The sequence below is a fragment of the Halopelagius longus genome (assembly GCF_900100875.1).
Classification (GTDB): domain Archaea; phylum Halobacteriota; class Halobacteria; order Halobacteriales; family Haloferacaceae; genus Halopelagius; species Halopelagius longus.
This window is the reverse complement of record NZ_FNKQ01000001.1, coordinates 601,659-618,305: the sequence shown is the minus strand read 5'-3', so window position 1 is coordinate 618,305 and position 16,647 is coordinate 601,659. Positions and strand designations below refer to the sequence as shown.

General features: G+C 66.9%; 23 protein-coding genes. 9 read left to right on the top strand and 14 right to left on the bottom strand.

Annotated features, from left to right (window positions below; genetic code table 11):
* Positions 1–3: 3 nt before the first annotated feature.
* The 3 genes from BLS11_RS03235 to BLS11_RS03225 form a co-directional block, all read right to left on the bottom strand.
* On the bottom strand, positions 4–768 hold the full coding sequence (locus BLS11_RS03235) for a ZIP family metal transporter (RefSeq protein WP_092532837.1): 765 nt from the start codon (positions 766–768) through the stop codon (positions 4–6).
* Positions 769–872: 104 nt separating this feature from the next.
* Positions 873–1,817, bottom strand: coding sequence for a zinc-binding dehydrogenase (locus tag BLS11_RS03230; RefSeq protein ID WP_092532834.1), 945 nt, complete (start codon positions 1,815–1,817; stop codon positions 873–875).
* Positions 1,818–1,951: 134 nt separating this feature from the next.
* A complete protein-coding gene (locus tag BLS11_RS03225) occupies positions 1,952–2,359 on the bottom strand; it encodes a GNAT family N-acetyltransferase (RefSeq protein ID WP_092534458.1) in 408 nt (135 codons plus the stop codon).
* Between the two features lie 96 nt (positions 2,360–2,455).
* Between BLS11_RS03225 and BLS11_RS03220 the strand changes: the two genes are divergently transcribed.
* From BLS11_RS03220 to BLS11_RS03205, 4 genes are all read left to right on the top strand, one after another.
* Positions 2,456–3,058 carry a S26 family signal peptidase gene (locus BLS11_RS03220; protein ID WP_092532831.1) on the top strand — a complete coding sequence of 201 codons (603 nt, stop codon included), beginning with the start codon at positions 2,456–2,458 and terminating at the stop codon, positions 3,056–3,058.
* Positions 3,059–3,119: 61 nt separating this feature from the next.
* Positions 3,120–3,614 carry an Lrp/AsnC family transcriptional regulator gene (locus tag BLS11_RS03215; protein ID WP_092532828.1) on the top strand — a complete coding sequence of 165 codons (495 nt, stop codon included), beginning with the start codon at positions 3,120–3,122 and terminating at the stop codon, positions 3,612–3,614.
* Positions 3,615–3,789: 175 nt separating this feature from the next.
* Complete coding sequence (locus BLS11_RS03210) at positions 3,790–4,167, top strand: DUF7344 domain-containing protein (RefSeq protein ID WP_139172756.1); 378 nt, start codon at positions 3,790–3,792, stop codon at positions 4,165–4,167.
* A 2-nt stretch (positions 4,168–4,169) separates the two neighbouring features.
* Positions 4,170–4,385 carry a hypothetical protein gene (locus BLS11_RS03205; RefSeq protein WP_092532822.1) on the top strand — a complete coding sequence of 72 codons (216 nt, stop codon included), beginning with the start codon at positions 4,170–4,172 and terminating at the stop codon, positions 4,383–4,385.
* Between the two features lie 43 nt (positions 4,386–4,428).
* Here BLS11_RS03205 and BLS11_RS03200 read toward each other — a convergent pair whose 3' ends face one another.
* A complete protein-coding gene (locus BLS11_RS03200) occupies positions 4,429–5,409 on the bottom strand; it encodes a cation diffusion facilitator family transporter (RefSeq protein ID WP_175454363.1) in 981 nt (326 codons plus the stop codon).
* A gap of 66 nt (positions 5,410–5,475) precedes the next feature.
* Positions 5,476–6,072 carry an HIT family protein gene (locus tag BLS11_RS03195; protein WP_092532819.1) on the bottom strand — a complete coding sequence of 199 codons (597 nt, stop codon included), beginning with the start codon at positions 6,070–6,072 and terminating at the stop codon, positions 5,476–5,478.
* Between the two features lie 104 nt (positions 6,073–6,176).
* Here BLS11_RS03195 and BLS11_RS03190 point away from each other — a divergent pair, with 104 nt between their 5' ends.
* Positions 6,177–6,374 (top strand): DUF7835 family putative zinc beta-ribbon protein, encoded by a 198-nt coding sequence (locus BLS11_RS03190; protein ID WP_092532815.1) that lies wholly within the window; start codon positions 6,177–6,179, stop codon positions 6,372–6,374.
* 25 nt (positions 6,375–6,399) lie between these two features.
* Here BLS11_RS03190 and map read toward each other — a convergent pair whose 3' ends face one another.
* Positions 6,400–7,290, bottom strand: coding sequence for a type II methionyl aminopeptidase (gene map, locus BLS11_RS03185; protein ID WP_092532812.1), 891 nt, complete (start codon positions 7,288–7,290; stop codon positions 6,400–6,402).
* Positions 7,291–7,471: 181 nt separating this feature from the next.
* On the opposite strand from map, the gene BLS11_RS03180 reads away from it, so the two are divergent.
* Positions 7,472–8,170 (top strand): metallophosphoesterase family protein, encoded by a 699-nt coding sequence (locus BLS11_RS03180; protein WP_092532809.1) that lies wholly within the window; start codon positions 7,472–7,474, stop codon positions 8,168–8,170.
* 37 nt (positions 8,171–8,207) lie between these two features.
* On the opposite strand, the gene BLS11_RS03175 is transcribed toward BLS11_RS03180, so the two are convergent.
* Together BLS11_RS03175 and BLS11_RS03170 are read right to left on the bottom strand one after the other, a co-directional pair.
* A complete protein-coding gene (locus BLS11_RS03175; RefSeq protein ID WP_092532806.1) occupies positions 8,208–8,870 on the bottom strand; it encodes a metallophosphoesterase family protein in 663 nt (220 codons plus the stop codon).
* A 70-nt stretch (positions 8,871–8,940) separates the two neighbouring features.
* Complete coding sequence (locus BLS11_RS03170; RefSeq protein WP_092532803.1) at positions 8,941–9,756, bottom strand: hypothetical protein; 816 nt, start codon at positions 9,754–9,756, stop codon at positions 8,941–8,943.
* A gap of 271 nt (positions 9,757–10,027) precedes the next feature.
* On the opposite strand from BLS11_RS03170, the gene BLS11_RS19255 reads away from it, so the two are divergent.
* Positions 10,028–10,183 (top strand): DUF7535 family protein, encoded by a 156-nt coding sequence (locus BLS11_RS19255; RefSeq protein WP_175454362.1) that lies wholly within the window; start codon positions 10,028–10,030, stop codon positions 10,181–10,183.
* Between the two features lie 7 nt (positions 10,184–10,190).
* Here the strand turns inward: BLS11_RS19255 and BLS11_RS03165 are convergent, their stop codons facing one another.
* The 3 genes from BLS11_RS03165 to BLS11_RS03155 are packed head-to-tail and all read right to left on the bottom strand — an operon-like array spanning position 10,191 to position 13,065.
* Complete coding sequence (locus BLS11_RS03165) at positions 10,191–10,991, bottom strand: hypothetical protein (protein ID WP_092532800.1); 801 nt, start codon at positions 10,989–10,991, stop codon at positions 10,191–10,193.
* Between the two features lie 5 nt (positions 10,992–10,996).
* Entirely contained in the window at positions 10,997–12,466 is a 1,470-nt protein-coding gene (locus BLS11_RS03160) for an MATE family efflux transporter (protein ID WP_092532797.1), read from the bottom strand.
* A complete protein-coding gene (locus BLS11_RS03155) occupies positions 12,466–13,065 on the bottom strand; it encodes a TetR/AcrR family transcriptional regulator (protein WP_092532794.1) in 600 nt (199 codons plus the stop codon). Before BLS11_RS03155 ends, BLS11_RS03160 begins: the two co-directional genes overlap by 1 nt.
* Before the next feature lie 184 nt (positions 13,066–13,249).
* On the opposite strand from BLS11_RS03155, the gene BLS11_RS03150 reads away from it, so the two are divergent.
* On the top strand, positions 13,250–13,861 hold the full coding sequence (locus tag BLS11_RS03150; protein WP_092532790.1) for a TetR/AcrR family transcriptional regulator: 612 nt from the start codon (positions 13,250–13,252) through the stop codon (positions 13,859–13,861).
* A gap of 36 nt (positions 13,862–13,897) precedes the next feature.
* Here BLS11_RS03150 and BLS11_RS03145 read toward each other — a convergent pair whose 3' ends face one another.
* The 3 genes from BLS11_RS03145 to BLS11_RS03135 all read right to left on the bottom strand — a co-directional run bounded on the left by BLS11_RS03145 (position 13,898) and on the right by BLS11_RS03135 (position 16,097).
* Positions 13,898–14,347 carry a DUF7575 domain-containing protein gene (locus BLS11_RS03145; RefSeq protein ID WP_092532787.1) on the bottom strand — a complete coding sequence of 150 codons (450 nt, stop codon included), beginning with the start codon at positions 14,345–14,347 and terminating at the stop codon, positions 13,898–13,900.
* Positions 14,348–14,490: 143 nt separating this feature from the next.
* Complete coding sequence (locus tag BLS11_RS03140; protein ID WP_092532784.1) at positions 14,491–15,159, bottom strand: alpha/beta hydrolase; 669 nt, start codon at positions 15,157–15,159, stop codon at positions 14,491–14,493.
* Positions 15,159–16,097 carry a ring-cleaving dioxygenase gene (locus tag BLS11_RS03135; protein WP_092532781.1) on the bottom strand — a complete coding sequence of 313 codons (939 nt, stop codon included), beginning with the start codon at positions 16,095–16,097 and terminating at the stop codon, positions 15,159–15,161. The genes BLS11_RS03140 and BLS11_RS03135 overlap by 1 nt, the downstream gene beginning before the upstream one ends.
* 95 nt (positions 16,098–16,192) lie before the next feature.
* Between BLS11_RS03135 and BLS11_RS03130 the strand changes: the two genes are divergently transcribed.
* A complete protein-coding gene (locus BLS11_RS03130) occupies positions 16,193–16,633 on the top strand; it encodes a winged helix-turn-helix transcriptional regulator (protein WP_394327375.1) in 441 nt (146 codons plus the stop codon).
* The last annotated feature ends 14 nt before the right edge of the window (positions 16,634–16,647 follow it).

Here is a 16,647-nt window from a genome sequence, read left to right as displayed (position 1 = left end):
CGTTCAGAGGAGGAACGTCCCGAGGAAGCCGAGGGCCGTCGCCAGCGTGATGGACGGCCCCGCCTGTTCGTACGCGTCGGGGTAGATTTCGCCCGCCAGCGACGCCAGAATCGCGCCGCCGGCGAACGCTCGGACGCCCCCGAGCCAGAACTTCGGCAGGGGCGGGATGAACCAGTAGCCGAGCAGCACCGACCCGCCGACGACGAGTGCCGTGACGGCCCACGCCGCGAACGTCTTCCCCTCGCCGCGGTTCTCGGACATGTTCATACCCGACATCATCGACTGCGACCCGTTGGTGACGACCAACGCGAACAGGAACGCCATCGCGCCCGAGACGTTGCCGACGAGGAGCGACCCCATCGCCGCGTTCTCGGGGACGCCGTCGGTAGTGACGCTGGCCCACAGCCCCCACCCCTGCTCTTCGGACTCGTCGTTCGACACCCGGTCGATGAGGATGTCGAGTCCGCCGAACGTGCCGACGCCGAGGAGGAAGAAGCCCGATGCGGTCCACTTACCGATGTTCTCCACCGCCGGGTCGTACAGTTCGAACGCCAACGAGACGACGAGCGACCCGCCGCCGACGGCGAGGAGTATCGCCTGCCACCGTTCGTTCGGCTCTGCCCAGACGCCGACGGCCGACCCGACGACGAGCGAGACGGCCGAAAAGACGGCGTAGAACCACGGATTGGAGAGCAACCCCCCGAGCAGGTTCCCCGAGTTCGATGCCTGAGCGACGGTTGCCCCGGTGAGAACGTGAGGTACTGCCACGAGTAAATGTAGTTGGAGTGACTTTTATCCGTTTTTGCCGCCGAGGTGACCGCTCGGTCGTCCGCCACGTCACCGGACGCAGTTCGACGGAGAGACGGGACGCGTTACGACCCCTCTACGTCGAGGACCACCTTCCCGGTTAGACCGCCCTCCTCGACCATCTCGTGGGCCTCGGCCACGTCTTCCAACGGGAGCACCGAGTCGATGACCGGTTCGAGTTGGCCGCGTTCGGCGAGGCGGCGCAGGCCGTCGAGGTAGTGGCGGGCGCGTTCCAGAAAGAGGAGGTGGACGGTGAAGTTCTTCTGGTAGGCCGCACCCCAATCGCCCTCCGGTTCGAGGATGGTTATCATCCGGCCGTGCGGACGCGTGACCCCGGCGCTCTCGGCCAACGTGCCGCCGCCGACGGTGGTGAACACCACGTCCGCGGGGTCGTCGAACTCGGAGTCCATCACCTCGGTGAAGTCCTCGTTGTAGTCGATGGCCCGGGCCGCGCCGAGTTCCTCCGTCTGGTCGACCGTCTTCGGACTCGCCGTCGCGACGACCTGTGCACCCGCGGCGTCGGCGATTTGGACCGCGTGCGCCCCGACGCCGCCCGCGCCGTGGATCAGCACCGTCTCGCCCGCGCCCACGTCGCCGCGGGTGACCATCGCCTCCCACGCCGTCCCGCCCGCGAGGGGAAGCGCCGCCGCCTCGGTGTGCGAGAGGGTCTCCGGTTTCCGGGCGACGATGGACTCGTCTGCGGTGTGGTACTCCGCGTAACTGCCCTGTTCCCCGAATATCTCCGGCGTGTAGAACACCTCGTCGCCGGGTTCGAAGTCGGTGACGGACTCGCCCACCTCCTCGACGACGCCGGAGACGTCGTAGCCGATGACCGTCGGCGGCGAGATGCCGGCCCACGACCCGGCCTGCCGAATCTTCGTGTCCACCGGGTTGACCGACGAGGCGTGCACCTCGACGAGAACCTCCGTCGGGTCCGGCGACGGTTTCTCCACGTCGCGCCGTTCGAAGACGTCGGTGCCGCCGAAGTCCGTGATGACCATCGCGTCCATACCCGGAAGGAGGGTCGGGACTCGGGTAAGCGGTGGGGCCACAGGTCGAGAAGCGGCGAAAGACGGGATTACCGAACGGTAGCCGGTCGAATCGGCGAGGAGTCGGCGTCGCGGTCGGTCGGTGGCGTCCGCGCTCACTCCGTCCGGCGGAACATCCCGCGGGAGGCGGGTGCGGTCGGTTCGAAGCCCCACCGCTCGTAGAAGCCGTCCACGTCGGCGAAGAGGTTCACGTAGGCGTTCGGCGGCGCTTCGCGGTCGACGTACGCGACGAGTTCGTCCATCATCGCCGTGCCGAGGCCCCGCCCTTGGTGGGCCGGTCGGACCGCCATGTCCGCGATTTGGTAGACGGTCCCTCCATCGCCGACGATGCGGGCCATCCCGACCGTCTCGCCGTCGCGGCGGACGCTGACGCCGAACACCGTGTTCGGCAAGCCCGCCCGCGCGCCCTCGACGCTCCGGGGGGCCATCCCCGCCGCCTCGCGGAGTTCGCAGAACGTCTCGGGGTCGGGGAGTTCGCGGACCAGTTCGTAGGCGTCGTCCATGTTCCCGCGGACGTTCGGAGGCGAGAAGTGAATTGTCATCTCTGGCGACCGACGAAACCGCCAACGCTTTTCCGTTCGACCGCAGACACCAGTTCGATGGACGACACGCCCGGTCCGGACGTTCCCGTCTACGTCCGCGATTTCCTCCAGACGGTCGCCGCGGTGCTTCTCGTCGGTCTCCTCCTGTTCGGAGCGACCGGCGTGTGGCCGCCCATGGTCGCAGTCGAGAGCCCGAGCATGGAACCGCACATGACGAAGGGTGACCTCGTCGTGGTGACGGACGCCGACCGCTTCGCCGCCCCCGCCGCCGACGAACACGGCGTCGTCACGTTCGAGTCCTCGCGAGGGTACGCTCGGTTCGCGGAACCGGGTGACGTCGTCGTCTACGACGCGCCGCAGATTCCGGGGTCGCCGATAATCCACCGGGCGCGCTTCCACGTGTCGGCCGGCGAAAACTGGTACGACAGGGCGAACCCCGACTACATCCCCGCGGGTGCCGACGACTGCGAAGAACTGGTGAACTGCCCGGCCCCGCACGACGGGTACATCACGAAGGGCGACAACAACGGGATGTACGACCAAGTGAGCGATATCGCCGACGAGGCCGGACCGGTCCGCGCGGAGTGGGTCGTCGCCAAGGCGCAGGTCCGCGTCCCCTACCTCGGGTACATCCGCCTCCTCCTCTCGGGGAAGGCCTGACGCTCGCACCCCCCGCGACGCGCCGGGAACCCCTATTAGCGTGGCACCCGACTACTTCCGTATGGTCGAGCTCGACAACGTGGACAGAGGGATTCTGCACGAACTCCAACTCGACGCGCGGAACAGGACGGCCCAAGAGATAGCCGACAAGGTGGACGTCTCCGCCAGCACCGTTCGGAACCGGATCAAGGAACTCGAATCCGACGGGATCATCGAAGGCTACCACCCGAAAATCGACTACGAGAGGGCGAACCTCCCGCTTCAGATACTCTTCGTCTGTTCGGCCCCGCCGACCGAACGCTCGGAGTTGGTCGAACAGATACTCAACGTCCGCGGCGTCGTGGACGTCCGGGAGACGCTGACCGGTCGTCGGAACCTGTTCGTCGAAGCCGTCGGGGTCAACACTTCCGACACCGTCCGCATGACCGACGCGATGCACGAGATGGGACTCTCCATCGAGAGTTCGGAACTGCTCCGCCAGCGACGGGTGCAACCGTTCAACCACTTCTTCTTCACCGACCCCTACAGCAACGGGCAGAACGACGAGGAGAAGTGAGCGTTCACGCCCGTTCGCTCCGGTTTCGGAAAACGCACTTTCCGGTGTGAATTCTGTGATTGCCACACGAGTGGCTGTGAAAAACGCAAAACGAATCGCCGCGAACTGCTATATTTACAACATTCAACGCGGGCGTAAAATAATGCTTATCCGGGGTGAGACCCTCGGGTCAGACGTGACTCACGAACTCTCGGAGAGGGACCCATCGGAGTTCGATGCGGACGGCGACCGGTTAGACGAACTTTTCGACGTTCTCTCCCATCGGCACCGCCGATTCGTTCTGGATACCCTCCTGACCGCTGCGTTGCCGGTACCGGTGAAGGAACTGACGACCGACCTCGTAGAGTGGGAGGCGAACCGGCCCGTCTCCGGCCGTTCGGGCGACGAGAGGGACGGAATCGAAATCTCCCTCGTCCACAACCACCTCCCGAAGATGGCAGACGCGGGGTTCGTCAGGTACGACGCCGCCGACCGGACGGTGACGCTCGCGGACCGCACCGACGAGGTGCGGCCCTACCTACAGGCGGTAGTGGCCGACGGAGGTGACGACTGACCGTGAACTTCGTCGCCGAGTACGTCCGCTCCGTCGGCGGATGGTTCCGGGGCACCGACGCGGAGGAATCGAGAGACGACGCGGAGGCGACACCGGCGGAGGGACCGCGGGCGTCGCTGTTCCAGTGTTCGGACTGCGGGTCGGTGTACGTCGCTACCGACAAAGAGACGTGTTCGACCTGTAACGAGGCCGTCGAGCAGATTCCGTCGACGGTGTAGCCCCGTCACGGGGTGCATCCTCGCGTCCGCGCGAAGCGACCCGCTACTTCTCCGTCGGCGAGGACCCCGGCCGACGGGCGTTCGTCTGCGCCTCCTCCGTCGCCGTCCGGAACCGCGCGAGTCTGTCGGCCTCCTCGTCGTCCTTCCACTCGCCGAGTTCCTTGGGGTCCACGTGGACGAACACGTCGTCGACGTCGGGCATCTCCCGAATCGAGGAGACCACCTCCGACTCGATGTCGTGGGCCTCGAAGAGGGTCATGTCGCCCTCGACTTCGATGTGGAGGCTCACGTCTATCTCCGGGCCGACGTAGTGCGCCACCACGTCGTGGGCGCCGCGGACTTCGGGGTGTTCGAGGGCGCGGCCGAGAATCTCCGCGCGCAACTCCTCCGGCGGCGCCGCGCCGACGAGGTAGTTCAGGTTGTCGCGGACGATTTCGTACCCGGTGTAGAGGATGCCCAGAGAGACGACGCCGGCGGCGATCGGGTCGAGGACGGGCAGGCCGACGCTCGCGCCGACGACGCCCGCGAGGGCCGCCCCGGCGGTGAGGATGTCGTTTCGGTTGTCCTTCGCCGTGGCGACGATGGCCGGCGACCGGCGGTCCTCGCCGACGGAGAGGCAGTAGCGGTAGAGGCCGTACTTCACGGCGGCGGTGGCGAGGAGAACGCCGATGCCGGCCAGACCGGCGCTCCGCCCGTACGTACCGTTCAGAACGGTCGTGACGGCGTTCCAGAGGACGCCCGCGCCCGCCGCGAAGACGCCGAGGGCGACGAAGAGGGCGACGAACGGTTCGATTCGCTCGTGTCCGTGCGGGTGTTCGAAGTCGGGCGGTTGGGTGGTGAGGTACAACCCGGCGACGACGATGACGCTGTAGGCGGCGTCGGCGAGACTGTTGACCGCCTCGGACCCGACGGCGAGACTTCCCGTCGCCCACCAGACGGCCCCCTTCGCGAGTACGAGAGCGAGGTTGACCGCTAACACGACGAGTCCGACCCGCCGAATCACGTCCTTCCGGGTCCCCTCCATCGGTGGGGAGTATTCGCCGGAGGACAAAGGCGCTTCGGACGGACCGCCGCCCCCGATTCTCGCCGGTCACTCCGCCGCCGTCTCGAACGAGAGGCGAACCGCGGCGTCCGGCGCGGCGTCCGCCGTCGCGTCGCCTTCCTCCGTCGCACCGTCACCCCCGTCCGCGGCGTCGAGGCCGGCGAACGCCTCGTGGAGGCGGTCGTACGTGTCGTCGAGGGCTTCTACCAGCACCTTCGTGTCCCCGACGACGGGCATGAAGTTGGTGTCGCCGTTCCACCGCGGGACGACGTGAGTGTGGAGGTGGTCGTCGATGGACCCGCCCGACGCGCCGCCGCCGAGGTTCTCGCCGACGTTGGCGGCGTCGGGACCTATCGCGGCGTCGAACGCCTCTAACGTCGCCGCCTTCAGTTTCGCGTGGTCAAGCAGTTCCGCGTCGGTCAGGTCGCCCCACTCGCCGGTGTGGCGGTAGGGGATGACCATCGCGTGGCCGGGGTTGTACGGGTAGTTGTTCAGAATGACGAACGCGTGGTCGCTTCGCGCGACGACGCGACTCTCCCTGTCGTCGTCCCGTTCGGGGAGGACGCAGAACGGACACCCCTCCGAGTCCTCGTCGTCGTCCCGTTCGACCCACTCGATGCGCCACGGTGCGAACAACTGCTCCATGGACGACCCGTGGAAACGCGTCCGCTTAGTGTCGGCGGAAACGCGACTGTGACGCTCGTTGACTCGTGACTAGGTTCATGCCGCGTCCCGACGTACTGTCGGCGATGGCAGTCGGTCCCGACCCGTCCGTACGAACCGAACCGTGCGACCACTGCGGCCGGGAGACGCCTCACCGGGTTCGGGTGGAACTGCGCACGGAGAACGGTGACTCCGAACGCGCCGTGTACTCCCGCGAACCGTACCGAATCTCCGTCTGCGCGACGTGCGGCGCGGAGGAAGTGACGCGGATGAACAACGCGTGACCGACGGAGAGAGCGTCCGAGAGCGTTACTCGGTGAGAATCTCGCAGCCGTCTTCCGTGACGACGACGGTGTGTTCCGCCTGACTCACGAGTTTTCCGTCGTCCTCCTTGAGGACGGGGTAGCCGTGGAGGATGCCCTGTTGTTCGAGGCGGCGGATGGCCATCTCCGCGCGCGGGGTGTCTATCCACCGCGAGGCGAAGGGGAGCGTCTTGTACTCCTCGGTCACCTCTTCGAGGACCTGCCGGGCCGAACGGTTCCGCACCGACCGGTCGCGTTCGAGGCTGTAAATCTCCTCTTTGGACCCCTCGCCCACCTTGCCGCGGCCGTCGGTGGCGAACGGTTCGATGGCCACCACGTCGCCGACTTCGAGTTCGACGCCGCGTTCGGTGCCGCGGTTCGGGATGTTCGGCCCGGTGTGGGCGTCCCACTGGGCGACGCCGTGTCCCGAGAGGTTGAGAACCGGCGTGTACCCGTACCCGCGGATGACGTCCTCTATCTCCGCGCCGACTTCGCCCGTCTCAGCGCCGGGTTCGACGGCGTCCAACGCCGCGTCGAGGGCTTCCTCGGCCGCCTCGACCAGTTCGTCGTTGCCCGAGAGGTCCACCGTCACCGCGGCGTCGGCGATGTACCCGTCCACGTGGACGCCGCAGTCGAGACACACCATGTCCTCGCCGAACTCGGTGTCGTCGTCGCGGGCGGGACTCGCGTGGGACGCCTCCTCGTTGACGCTGATGTTCGCGGGGAAGGCGCATCCGTCGGCGAGTTCGTTGATCCGGTTCTCGGCGAACTCCGCGACTTCGAGGTGTTTGACGCCGGGTTCGACCTTCTCGGCCGCCTCGTCTAACACCTGTCGCAGAACGCGCCCCGCCTCGCGGTACTTCTCGACCGTCTCGTCGTCGAGGGGTCCGATACTCATGCCCGCGCCTTCGCGTGACCGTCTGAAAGAGGTTGCGGACGCCGCGCCGTCCGGTGGTCGGCGTGGTAGCGAGGGACGGAGGCGACCGTCCGGCGCACGACCGGCGCTGATGTCTATATACGACACCCCCAACATATTAGCAACCGTTTATAGGCGTCCGGACGTGCTCTGAGAGAGTCAGATGGCCGAACCTACCTTCGACGAGTCCGTGTCGCACCGCCGCGTCGATATCGACCGGTGGGACGAGGTGTACGTCGTCGGCGACGTACACGGGTGCCGGGCGGAACTCGAACGCCTCCTCGATACCCTCGGCGTGACCGCCGACGACCTCGTGGTGTTCGTCGGCGACTTAGTTCGGAAGGGACCGGACAGCGCGGGCGTCGTCTCCCTCGTCCGCGAGTCGGAGAACATGCTGACGGTCCGCGGGAACAACGAGGAGAAACTCATCCGGGGGGACAAACAGCTCCCCGAACTGAGCGACGAGCAGATGGCGTGGATTCGGGACCTCCCGGTGGCCATCTCGTGGGAGGGGACGCTCGTCGTCCACGGCGGCGTGGACCCGCGGACGAACCTCGTGGACCACACCGTAGAGGAGTTAGAGAACAACCGGTCGCTGTCGGACGGCAGTTACGAACGGCCGTTCTGGTGGGAGGAGTACGCCGGTCCCGACCGGGTGTTCTTCGGCCACACGGTGCTCGCGGAACCGGTCGTCCGCGAGTACGCCGTCGGCCTCGACACCGGGTGCGTCTACGGCGGCGAACTCACCGCCTACGACTGGCGGAACGACGAGTTCGTCGCCGTCGAGGCCGAGGAGACGGTCGAAGAGCGGAGCGACTCGAAGATAGTCTCGCCCCGGACCGCCACCTCGCACTCCGACTGACCGCCGCCCGCGTTCGGCCCGCGCCGGGGCGTCGGACTCACGCCTCGGCGTCGCCCGCGCCGTCGGGACGGGGGTGGCGTTCGAGTTCGAGCGTCTCGGGGTCGAGCGTGTAGTAGGCCTCCCAGACGGGGTCGAGGCTGACGACGCGCGTTCCTTCGACTGTCGCCTCGGCGTGGCGGTGGTGATGACCGACCAGACAGAGGTCCGGTTCGACCGAGCGCAGTATCTCGTCGACCGCGGCGCACCCGGGGTCGCGCCCCCCGCCGACGCGGAGGACGCCGTGCGGCGCCTCGTGGGAGAGGAACACGTCCACGTCCGACAGCGACTTCGCGCGTTCGACCTCCGATCGGACGAAGTGCCGCCGCCGCCCGCCGGTCAGTTCCTCGCGCGAGGCGTCGTACCTCGTCGGCGCGTAGTTACCCGAGAGGCCCGCCACTCGGAGTCCGGCCACGTCGGCGGCGGTACTGGCGAGGAGGGTCGGTCGCTCCGCGTCCGTCAGGGTCGAATCGCCGCGCCGGAGGGCGTCCACCACGTCGAAGTCCTCGTTGTTCCCCGCGACGAACCACGTCGGCGCGGGCAAGTCGTAGTGCAGGAGGTCCCCGACCTGCAGGGCGGCGTCGGGGTCCGTCTCGCGGTAGGCAGAGAGGAGCGACTCCCTCCGTTCCGGGTCGTCGGCGTGGGCGTCACCGAGAACGAGCATCGCGTCGTCGTACCGTCGCCGTCCCCTTATTGGTGGGTGACGGATTGCCACCTCTCACCCCGGCCTCGCCTCAGAGGAGCACTTCCCCGTCGCGGAGTAGTTCCCGTTCCGTCCGTCTCGCCTCCGCGCCCTCTTCGACGAGGGTCGGCATCTCGACCGGTTCCGAGAACCGGTCCGGGTCGGGTTCGACGCGCTTCAGCATCGACGTGAACACCGTTCCCTTCCGCCCCCCGGCGGAGACGATGCCGCCGTACTTCCGCTCCTCGAACGACGATTCGTCGGGGTGGGGGAACTCCTCGCGAGTTATCCGCGATATCTCGCGGAGGTACTCGGCCGCCTGCCGTTGGGTGAAGTTGCTCTCCTCGTGGTACGTCTCGGCGTACTCGTCTTCGAGTCGTTCCGAGAGGTGTTCCGGCGACTCGTAGTGGACCGACTCCGTCGTCGTGTATCCGCTGGCGAACCGGATGTTTATCGTGAAACTGTCCGGATACCGCAGGATAATCGGGAAGAACAGCGCGTCCGTGACGGTCGTTCGCTGTTGCATCCGCCAGAGGGCTTCGAAGTAGTACGACGCCACCGCGCCGACCCGGTCGTCGCGTTCGCCCCGGTTGTACGCCATCGCAACCTCCCTGTAGTCGTCGCCCGCGGTCCGTCGGAGGCGGTGTCTGAAACTCTCGGCCAGTCGGTCGAGTTCCTCCTCGTAGGCGGTCAACAGCGGAATGTCGGGGTCCGCGAGCATCTCCGCCTTCCGCTCTTGGGCGTCAGCGACCCGCATCATGTTCTCGTGGAACAGTCGTTCTGCGTCCTCGTCGGGGAGGGGTGTCCTGACCGCCCGGCGGTGGAGCACTCGCGCATCGCCGTTGAATCGCTCCCCCTGCATCTTCATAGAACACTCCTCGGACGCCGAGAGGTATTAACTGATGGGTTGAGCGTCGCCGAGCGTCCTCCCCGAGCGTACCGTCATAGCGGTACCCGAGTCGTTCGAGTTGACGCGCCTCGTCGCCGGACGCCGTCGCCGTCTCCCGAACCTCTCGTCTGACTTTTCCGTCAGCGCCCTACTGCCCCCTACCGGGTTAGATTCGCGTTTATCGGCCGGACGCTACCCCAGTTACTTACTAGTCAGTTAGTTTTTGTCGGACGAGCACGTACGACCGAACATGACGAGAGCAGTACGTCGCCCCCGAACCGACTTCACGAACGTCGAGATGAGCACGTTCGGATACCTCATCTTCGGGATAACGGTAGTCGTCATGCTTCCGCTCCTGCCCGTTCTGTTGCTCCTGTGGGTCGGAGAGAAGTTGTCCGCGCGGTAATCGGCGTCTACCCGTCGGGCGTCCGCCGGTCGCCTCCGGCGAGCGTCCGAGGAGCCCTCACGTCGGCGGGAGCGGAGAGTTCCTCCAGCGCCTCTCGCGCCTCGTTCCGCCGTCGATTCGCGTACTCCCGGAGTTCCGCCTCGTCCACGGCGGGCGGTACGACCTCGAACGTGCCGGGGTCCGAATCGAGCACCCTCTCGATGCGCCGCGCGGTGCTGAACCCGCGTCCGACCCGCGCGAAGGCGTCGCGGCGAGCGTCGTCCGCGCCGGCCAGCGTCGCTCCGACGGCGGCGGCCCCCGCGCCGACGCTCCCGACCGTCTTCTCGAAGAACGGGGGGAGGTCGGGATCCGACGGGGCCGGTCGGCCGTAGGCGGCGACGAACGCGTCGGTGACCGAATCGAGGACGTCCGCGAACGCGTCGGCGCAGTCGGCGATGTCGGGGTGAGCGACCGAACGGAGAAGCGAGTGCGCCGAGGTCCGGAGGTAGTCTCCGGCCAGCAGGGTCGCCGTCTCGTCCCGGGTGAGAGAGTGCGCCTTCGCGTCGGTGAGTTGGACCAACAGTTCGCTCCGGAGGCGACAGTATCCGTAGAGGAGTTCGGTCGCCGCCGCCGCGGGGTACGCCGTCTCGGGGTCGGGGTCGCCGACCAGCGAGTCGTACGACCACGCGACGAGTCGCCCGTACCACCTGTCGGTCGGTCCCTCCATCGTCTCCCGGACGGCCGGTAACCCCTGCTCGTCGGCGGCGCTCAGAACCGCTTCGAGTCGCGCGTCGATTTCGCTCCGTCGGACCGTCGGCGAGTCGTCCATCGCGGTCAGTCGCCTCCGGTCGGGGTTTCGACCGCGGACTCGTCGAGGTCCACCTTCGACTCGGTGAGGTCGCTCTCGCGCCACGTGCCGCGGCGGTACCACGCGTAGGCGATTGCCGCCCCCGCGACGTTCGATACCGCAAAGGACAGCCAGATTCCCGTCTCCCCGAGGGGACCGGCGGCGACCCACGCGACGGGGAACCGGACGACGCCGAGCATCAACACGGAGATAGCCGCCGCGGTGAGCGTCTTCCCGGCCCCGCGGAGGCTCCCGGTGTACGCCCGCATGAGGCCGATGAACCCGAACGTCAGCGCGACGTAGCGGAGGAACTGCGCGGCGATGTCGACGACTTCGGGGTCCGTGGTGAACAGGTCCGCGATGGGCGCCGCGGCGAACCAGACGATGACTCCGGCGACGGAGAGTATCCCGAAGAGCACCGTCGCCGCGAGTCCGGCCGCCCGTTCGGCGCGGTCCGGCTTTCCCGCGCCCATGTTCTGTCCGGTCATCGTCTCGACGCCGCGAGCGACGGCTATCGCGGGGAGGAAGACGACCGAGAACACTCGCGTCCCGATGCCGTACGCGGCCACGACCGTGTCCGGAAAGAGCGCGACGATGAACAGAAGCAGGTTCATCGACAGCGCTCGCCCCGTCCCCTCGATGGACGCGGGCAGGCCGATGCGGACGAGGCGTCGGAGGTACGAGAGGTTCGGAACCGCGTCCCGAAGGTGAATCTGCACCCCGCGGTTTCCGCGGAACATTATCGCGAGGCCGACGAGCAGGGCCAACGCGCGCGAGAACACCGTCGCGATGGCCGCACCCTCGATGCCGAGTTCGGGAAACGCGACCGTACCCACGAGGGGGGCGTCCCGAACGACCGTCCACCCGAAGATGAGGAACGGGTCGATGACGATGTTCAGCACGACCGACCCGAACATCACGAGCATCGGCGTGATTGTGTCGCCGTACCCCCGCATGAGGGCGACGAAGACGGCGAACCCGAACATGAACGTGAGGCCGAGCGAGATGACCTCCATGTAGCTCGTCGCCATCGGCAACACGTCCGCCGACGCGCCCATGACGCCGAGGAACTCGCCGACGAAGAAGTAGCCGACGCCGCCCAAGATGACCGACGCGGCGACGGCGAACGTCATCGTCTGCGAGGCGGCGTACTCCGCCTCCCGTTCCTCGCCCGCGCCCGTGTACTGGGCGACGAGGACGCTGCCGGCGACCGATATCCCCATCCCGAGCGAGATGAGGAGAAACACCATCGGGAACGCGAAGCTGATGGCCGCCAGCGCGTCGGTGCTGTACTGCCCGAGCCAGAACGTGTCCGCGAGGTTGTACGCCGTCTGAAAGAGGTTCGTGACGACGATGGGCATCGACAGGAAGAACAGCGGTTTCCCGATGCCGCCCGCGGTGAGGTCGACCTCCTCGGGTCCTTTGAACAGGGACCCGACGCGGCGTCGAAGTCCCATCAGTTCGAACCCTCCGCGGCCGCCGCCACGAGGAGATGCGTGTCGGCGTAGCGAGTCATCGTCTCGTAGAGTCGGTCGGTCGGATAGCCGACGGCGACGCGACGCGTCTGTGCGCCCGTGATAGTCGTCGCGAGAAACTCGGCCGCGGTGGCCGGGTCGACGCGTTCGCGGAAGTCGCCGGATTCGACGCCCGCGGCGATTATCTCCCGCAGGCGTTCGAAGAGGTACTCGTCGAATCGGGCGAGGTTCGCTTGAATCGCTTCGTCGTACGGCGCTTGCGCTTTCACTTCGAGCATCGCGGTCCGGAACTCCTCGCCGGGGGTGGCAGCCTCGTCGGCGAGGACCGCCTCGAACAGCGAGAACAACCGTTCGCGCGGAGTTTCACCCGCCACGGACGCGAGGTGCGCCGTGTATCGCTCGTAGAGGTACTCCAGAAACTCGGTGAAGAGGTTCTCCTTGCTGTCGTAGTAGTAGTGGACCAGCGCCTTGCTTCGGTCCGCCTCGGCGGCGATGTCCTCGACCGTGAGGTCGGCGTATCCGCGTCGGCAGAGCGACCGGTACGTTGCCTCCAGTATCTCCGTCGCTGGGTCGTCGTCCATATCGGTTAGTACGATCACTTACTGACTAGTTAGTCAAAAGCCTTTGGTGATGCGGATGGCAGATACGAATTGGATATATTGGCCGATTTAGCGACGGATATGGACTGAGTGGACGGTACGTTATCCCGGCGTTCGGCGCTCGGGGTCAAAACCGTTATCCGACTATAGGTGGACCCTGCAGGTAATGGCCGACCCATCGGAGCGTTCCTTCTCGGACCCGAACGAGGAGATCATGAGCGCGACCCACCGAGCACTTCAGAAACACGGCTACGCGGACCTGACGATAAAGCGAATCGCCGAGGAGTACGGCAAATCGACCGCCGCGATTCACTACTACTACGACACGAAGGAGGAGCTTCTCGCCGCCTTTCTGGACTACCTGCTCGAACGGTTCGTGGCGTCGGTGCGCGACGTCGAGACGACCGACCCCGAAGAGCGGTTGGAGTTACTGCTCGACAGACTCCTCGCGAACCCAGAGGAGCACCGGGACCTCTCCGTCGCGATGTTGGAGATGCGGAGCCAAGCGCCGCACAACGAGACGTTCGACGAGCGGTTCCGACAGAACGACGAGTACCTCCGGTACATGCTCAAGGCGGTCATCAACCACGGTATCGACGAAGGCACGTTCGAGGACGTCGACGCGGACCACGTGACCCGCGCGCTGATGACTATCGTGGATGGCGCTCGCACGCGAGCGGTAGTGTTAGACGAGACGGAGGCGCTCGAAGCCGCGAGACGGACCGCCGACGAGTACGTCGACGCGATACTGATGGGGAACCGAGACGCCCGAGAGTGAGAGGCGCGCCGGCGTTCGACGCTCGGGTTCGGTCGGCTACTCCTTTTGCCGCGTTCTGCGGCCGCGTTCGTCGCTCCGTTCCGCGATGACGGCCTCGAAGTCGTCGAGTTCCGCCGTGCACCAGTGACAGAAGTCGAGCTCCGAATCGAGCTCCTTGCCGCAGTTCGGACAGCTGTTGAGTCGCCCGTCCGGGGTGACGGTTAGCCGAACGGCGGCGTTCTGGATGCGGGCGAGGAGGTACGCGTCGGCGATGCTGAGGCCCCCCGCGATGAGGAGGGGGGTGAGCTCCGCGACGTCGACGGCGTCCCCGGCCGCGAGCGCGCTCAACGCCGCCTGATCGACGAACAGGACGCTGACGGCGAACAGGACGGCCACCCATCCGAACGCGCGCCGCCACCGCCGCAGGTACACGTGACCGAGTCCCGTTGCGAGCGCTCCGAGCAGTGCTGCGAGCCACGGTCGCTTCCGCGAGACGGACTGGCTCATGTGGATTACTAACCAGTTAGTCAGTTATAAGTCTTCTTGGACGAGCGTCGCGGTCCGTTCGCCCGCGGAGAGCGGTGGCGTTCGAAGACGGAGAAGGAGAGAGAAGACGCGAGAAAAGAGAGAACGAGAGCGGAGCGAACGGGTTACGCGTCCAGTACGCCCGCGACGAGTTCGCGGACGTGTTCTATCTCGTCGGGGAAGATGCCGTGGCCGAGTCCCTCGTACAGTTCGTACGTCACGTCGGCGTCCATCCGTTCGAGGGTTTCGACCGTCTCCTCGGCGCGTTCGAGGGGGATGTGCGGGTCGTCGTCGCTCACGCCGAGGAAGACGGGCGTGCCGTCGAGACTGCCGTCGTAGTCGCGGGGCGTCCCCTCCGGGCCGATGAGGCCGCCCGCGAGGACGCCGAGTCCGCCGTAGCGACGCGCGTTGCGGGCGACGTACTCGGAGGAGAGACACGCCCCCTGCGAGAAGCCGACGACGAGGGTCTTCTCGGCGGGGATTCCGGCGTCTTCGACCATCTCGACGGCGCTATCGACGTGCCCGAGTGCGGAGGTGAGGTGCGGTTCGTTCGCGTCTATCGGCGCGAGGAACCTGTTGGGGTACCACGTTCCTCGCTGGGCCTGCGGGGCGACGTGGGCGAGTCCCTCGCGGTGGAACTCCTCCGCGAACTGGAGCATCCCCCGCGCCGTCGCGCCGCGCCCGTGGACGAGGACGACGGCGGCGTCCGCCGAATCGAGCGATTCGCCGGCCGTCCGAATCGGTTGGTCGCCGTGGGGGTCCGCCGCGGACCCGCCCGCGTTTCCGTCCGCCATCAGTTCCTCACCTCCTCGACTTCCGGTTCCAGAGACGGCAGTCGGGATTCGAGTCTGTCCCGGTCGTCCTCCAACCACGGCGGCAGTTTCAGCGACGATCCGAGTTCCTCGACGGACTCGTCGCGGGTGAACCCCGGGCCGTCGGTGGCTATCTCGAAGAGGACGCCGCCGGGGTCGCGGAAGTAGATAGACTGGAAGTACTGGCGGTCCTTCTGCGGCGTGACGTTCTGCCCGGCGTTCGACAGTTCCTCGCGCCACTGCAGTTGCTGTTCTTCGTCTTCCGCACGGAAGGCGACGTGGTGGACGGTGCCGACGCCGGGCCGCCCGCGCGGACTCTCGCGTTCGAGGAGGTCCACGACGTTCGCCCGGTCGCCCGCCGCGCGGTACCGGACGCGTTCGCCCTCCGCCGCCTCCTTCTCGAAGCCGAGGAGTTCGAGGACGCGGCCCGTGGACTCCGGCGCGGCCGACTGGAGCGTCACGCCGTGGAAGCCTCGAACGGCGTTCTCGGCCGGTACGGGGCCGTCCGCCCACGGTTCGATGTCCGTCTCACCCTCGACCAGTTCGAGGGGTTGCCCGTCTTCGTCCTCGAAGGCTACGACGCCCGCCCCGAAGCGTTCGGTCGGTTCCGCCGCCGACACGCCGTGTTCGGCGAAGCGGTCGGTCCAGTAGTCGAGACTCCCCTCGGGGACGACGAAGGCGGTTGCGACGGCCTGCCCGCGCCCGGGGCGGCCCGGCCGACCCTCCCCGAACGGGAAGAAGGTCAAGGCGGTGCCCGGCGACCCCGTCTCGTCCCCGTAGTAGAGGTGGTACGTCGACGTATCGTCGAAGTTGACCGTCCGCTTCACGAGGCGAAGTCCGAGGACGTCCGCGTAGAAGCGGACGTTCTCCCGCGGGTCGCCCGAAACGGCGGTCACGTGGTGGATTCCGTCTGTTTGCATGGTGAGCGTAACGGACCGGCTCTCTGCCGGTTTCCTTACGTTACCAGGTAAGGAACCGAAACCATATAGACGTTCCCGGACGAACGCGTCACCAGGTGACACTAGTGTCCCCGGAAATTCAGCAGTCAAACGAGGAGGCGTGCGTGGTCGTCGAATCGCTCGAACAGATCGGGTCCCAGTGGCGACTCATCGTCTTGCACGACCTCCAGGACGGGGAGAAGCGGTTCAACGAACTGAAGCGCTCGACGGACGCGAGTTCGCGGACCCTCTCGCGCGTCCTCGACGACCTGCAGGAACTCGGCTTCGTGAACCGACGGTTGGAGGAGGACGCGCCCGTGGCGACGTTCTACTCGCTCACGCCGAAGGGTCGGTCGCTCTGTCCGGTGTTCGACGAGATAGAGGCGTGGGCGGACGAGTGGTTACACTCCCCGCCCGCGGGTGAGGACCCGGCTGACGCCGCGGAGACGAACGCCGAGACGGACGAAGACGACGCGGAGAGCGAGTCCGCGCCGAAGGCGAAGGCCGAAGCCGAGTAATCCGAACCGAACGG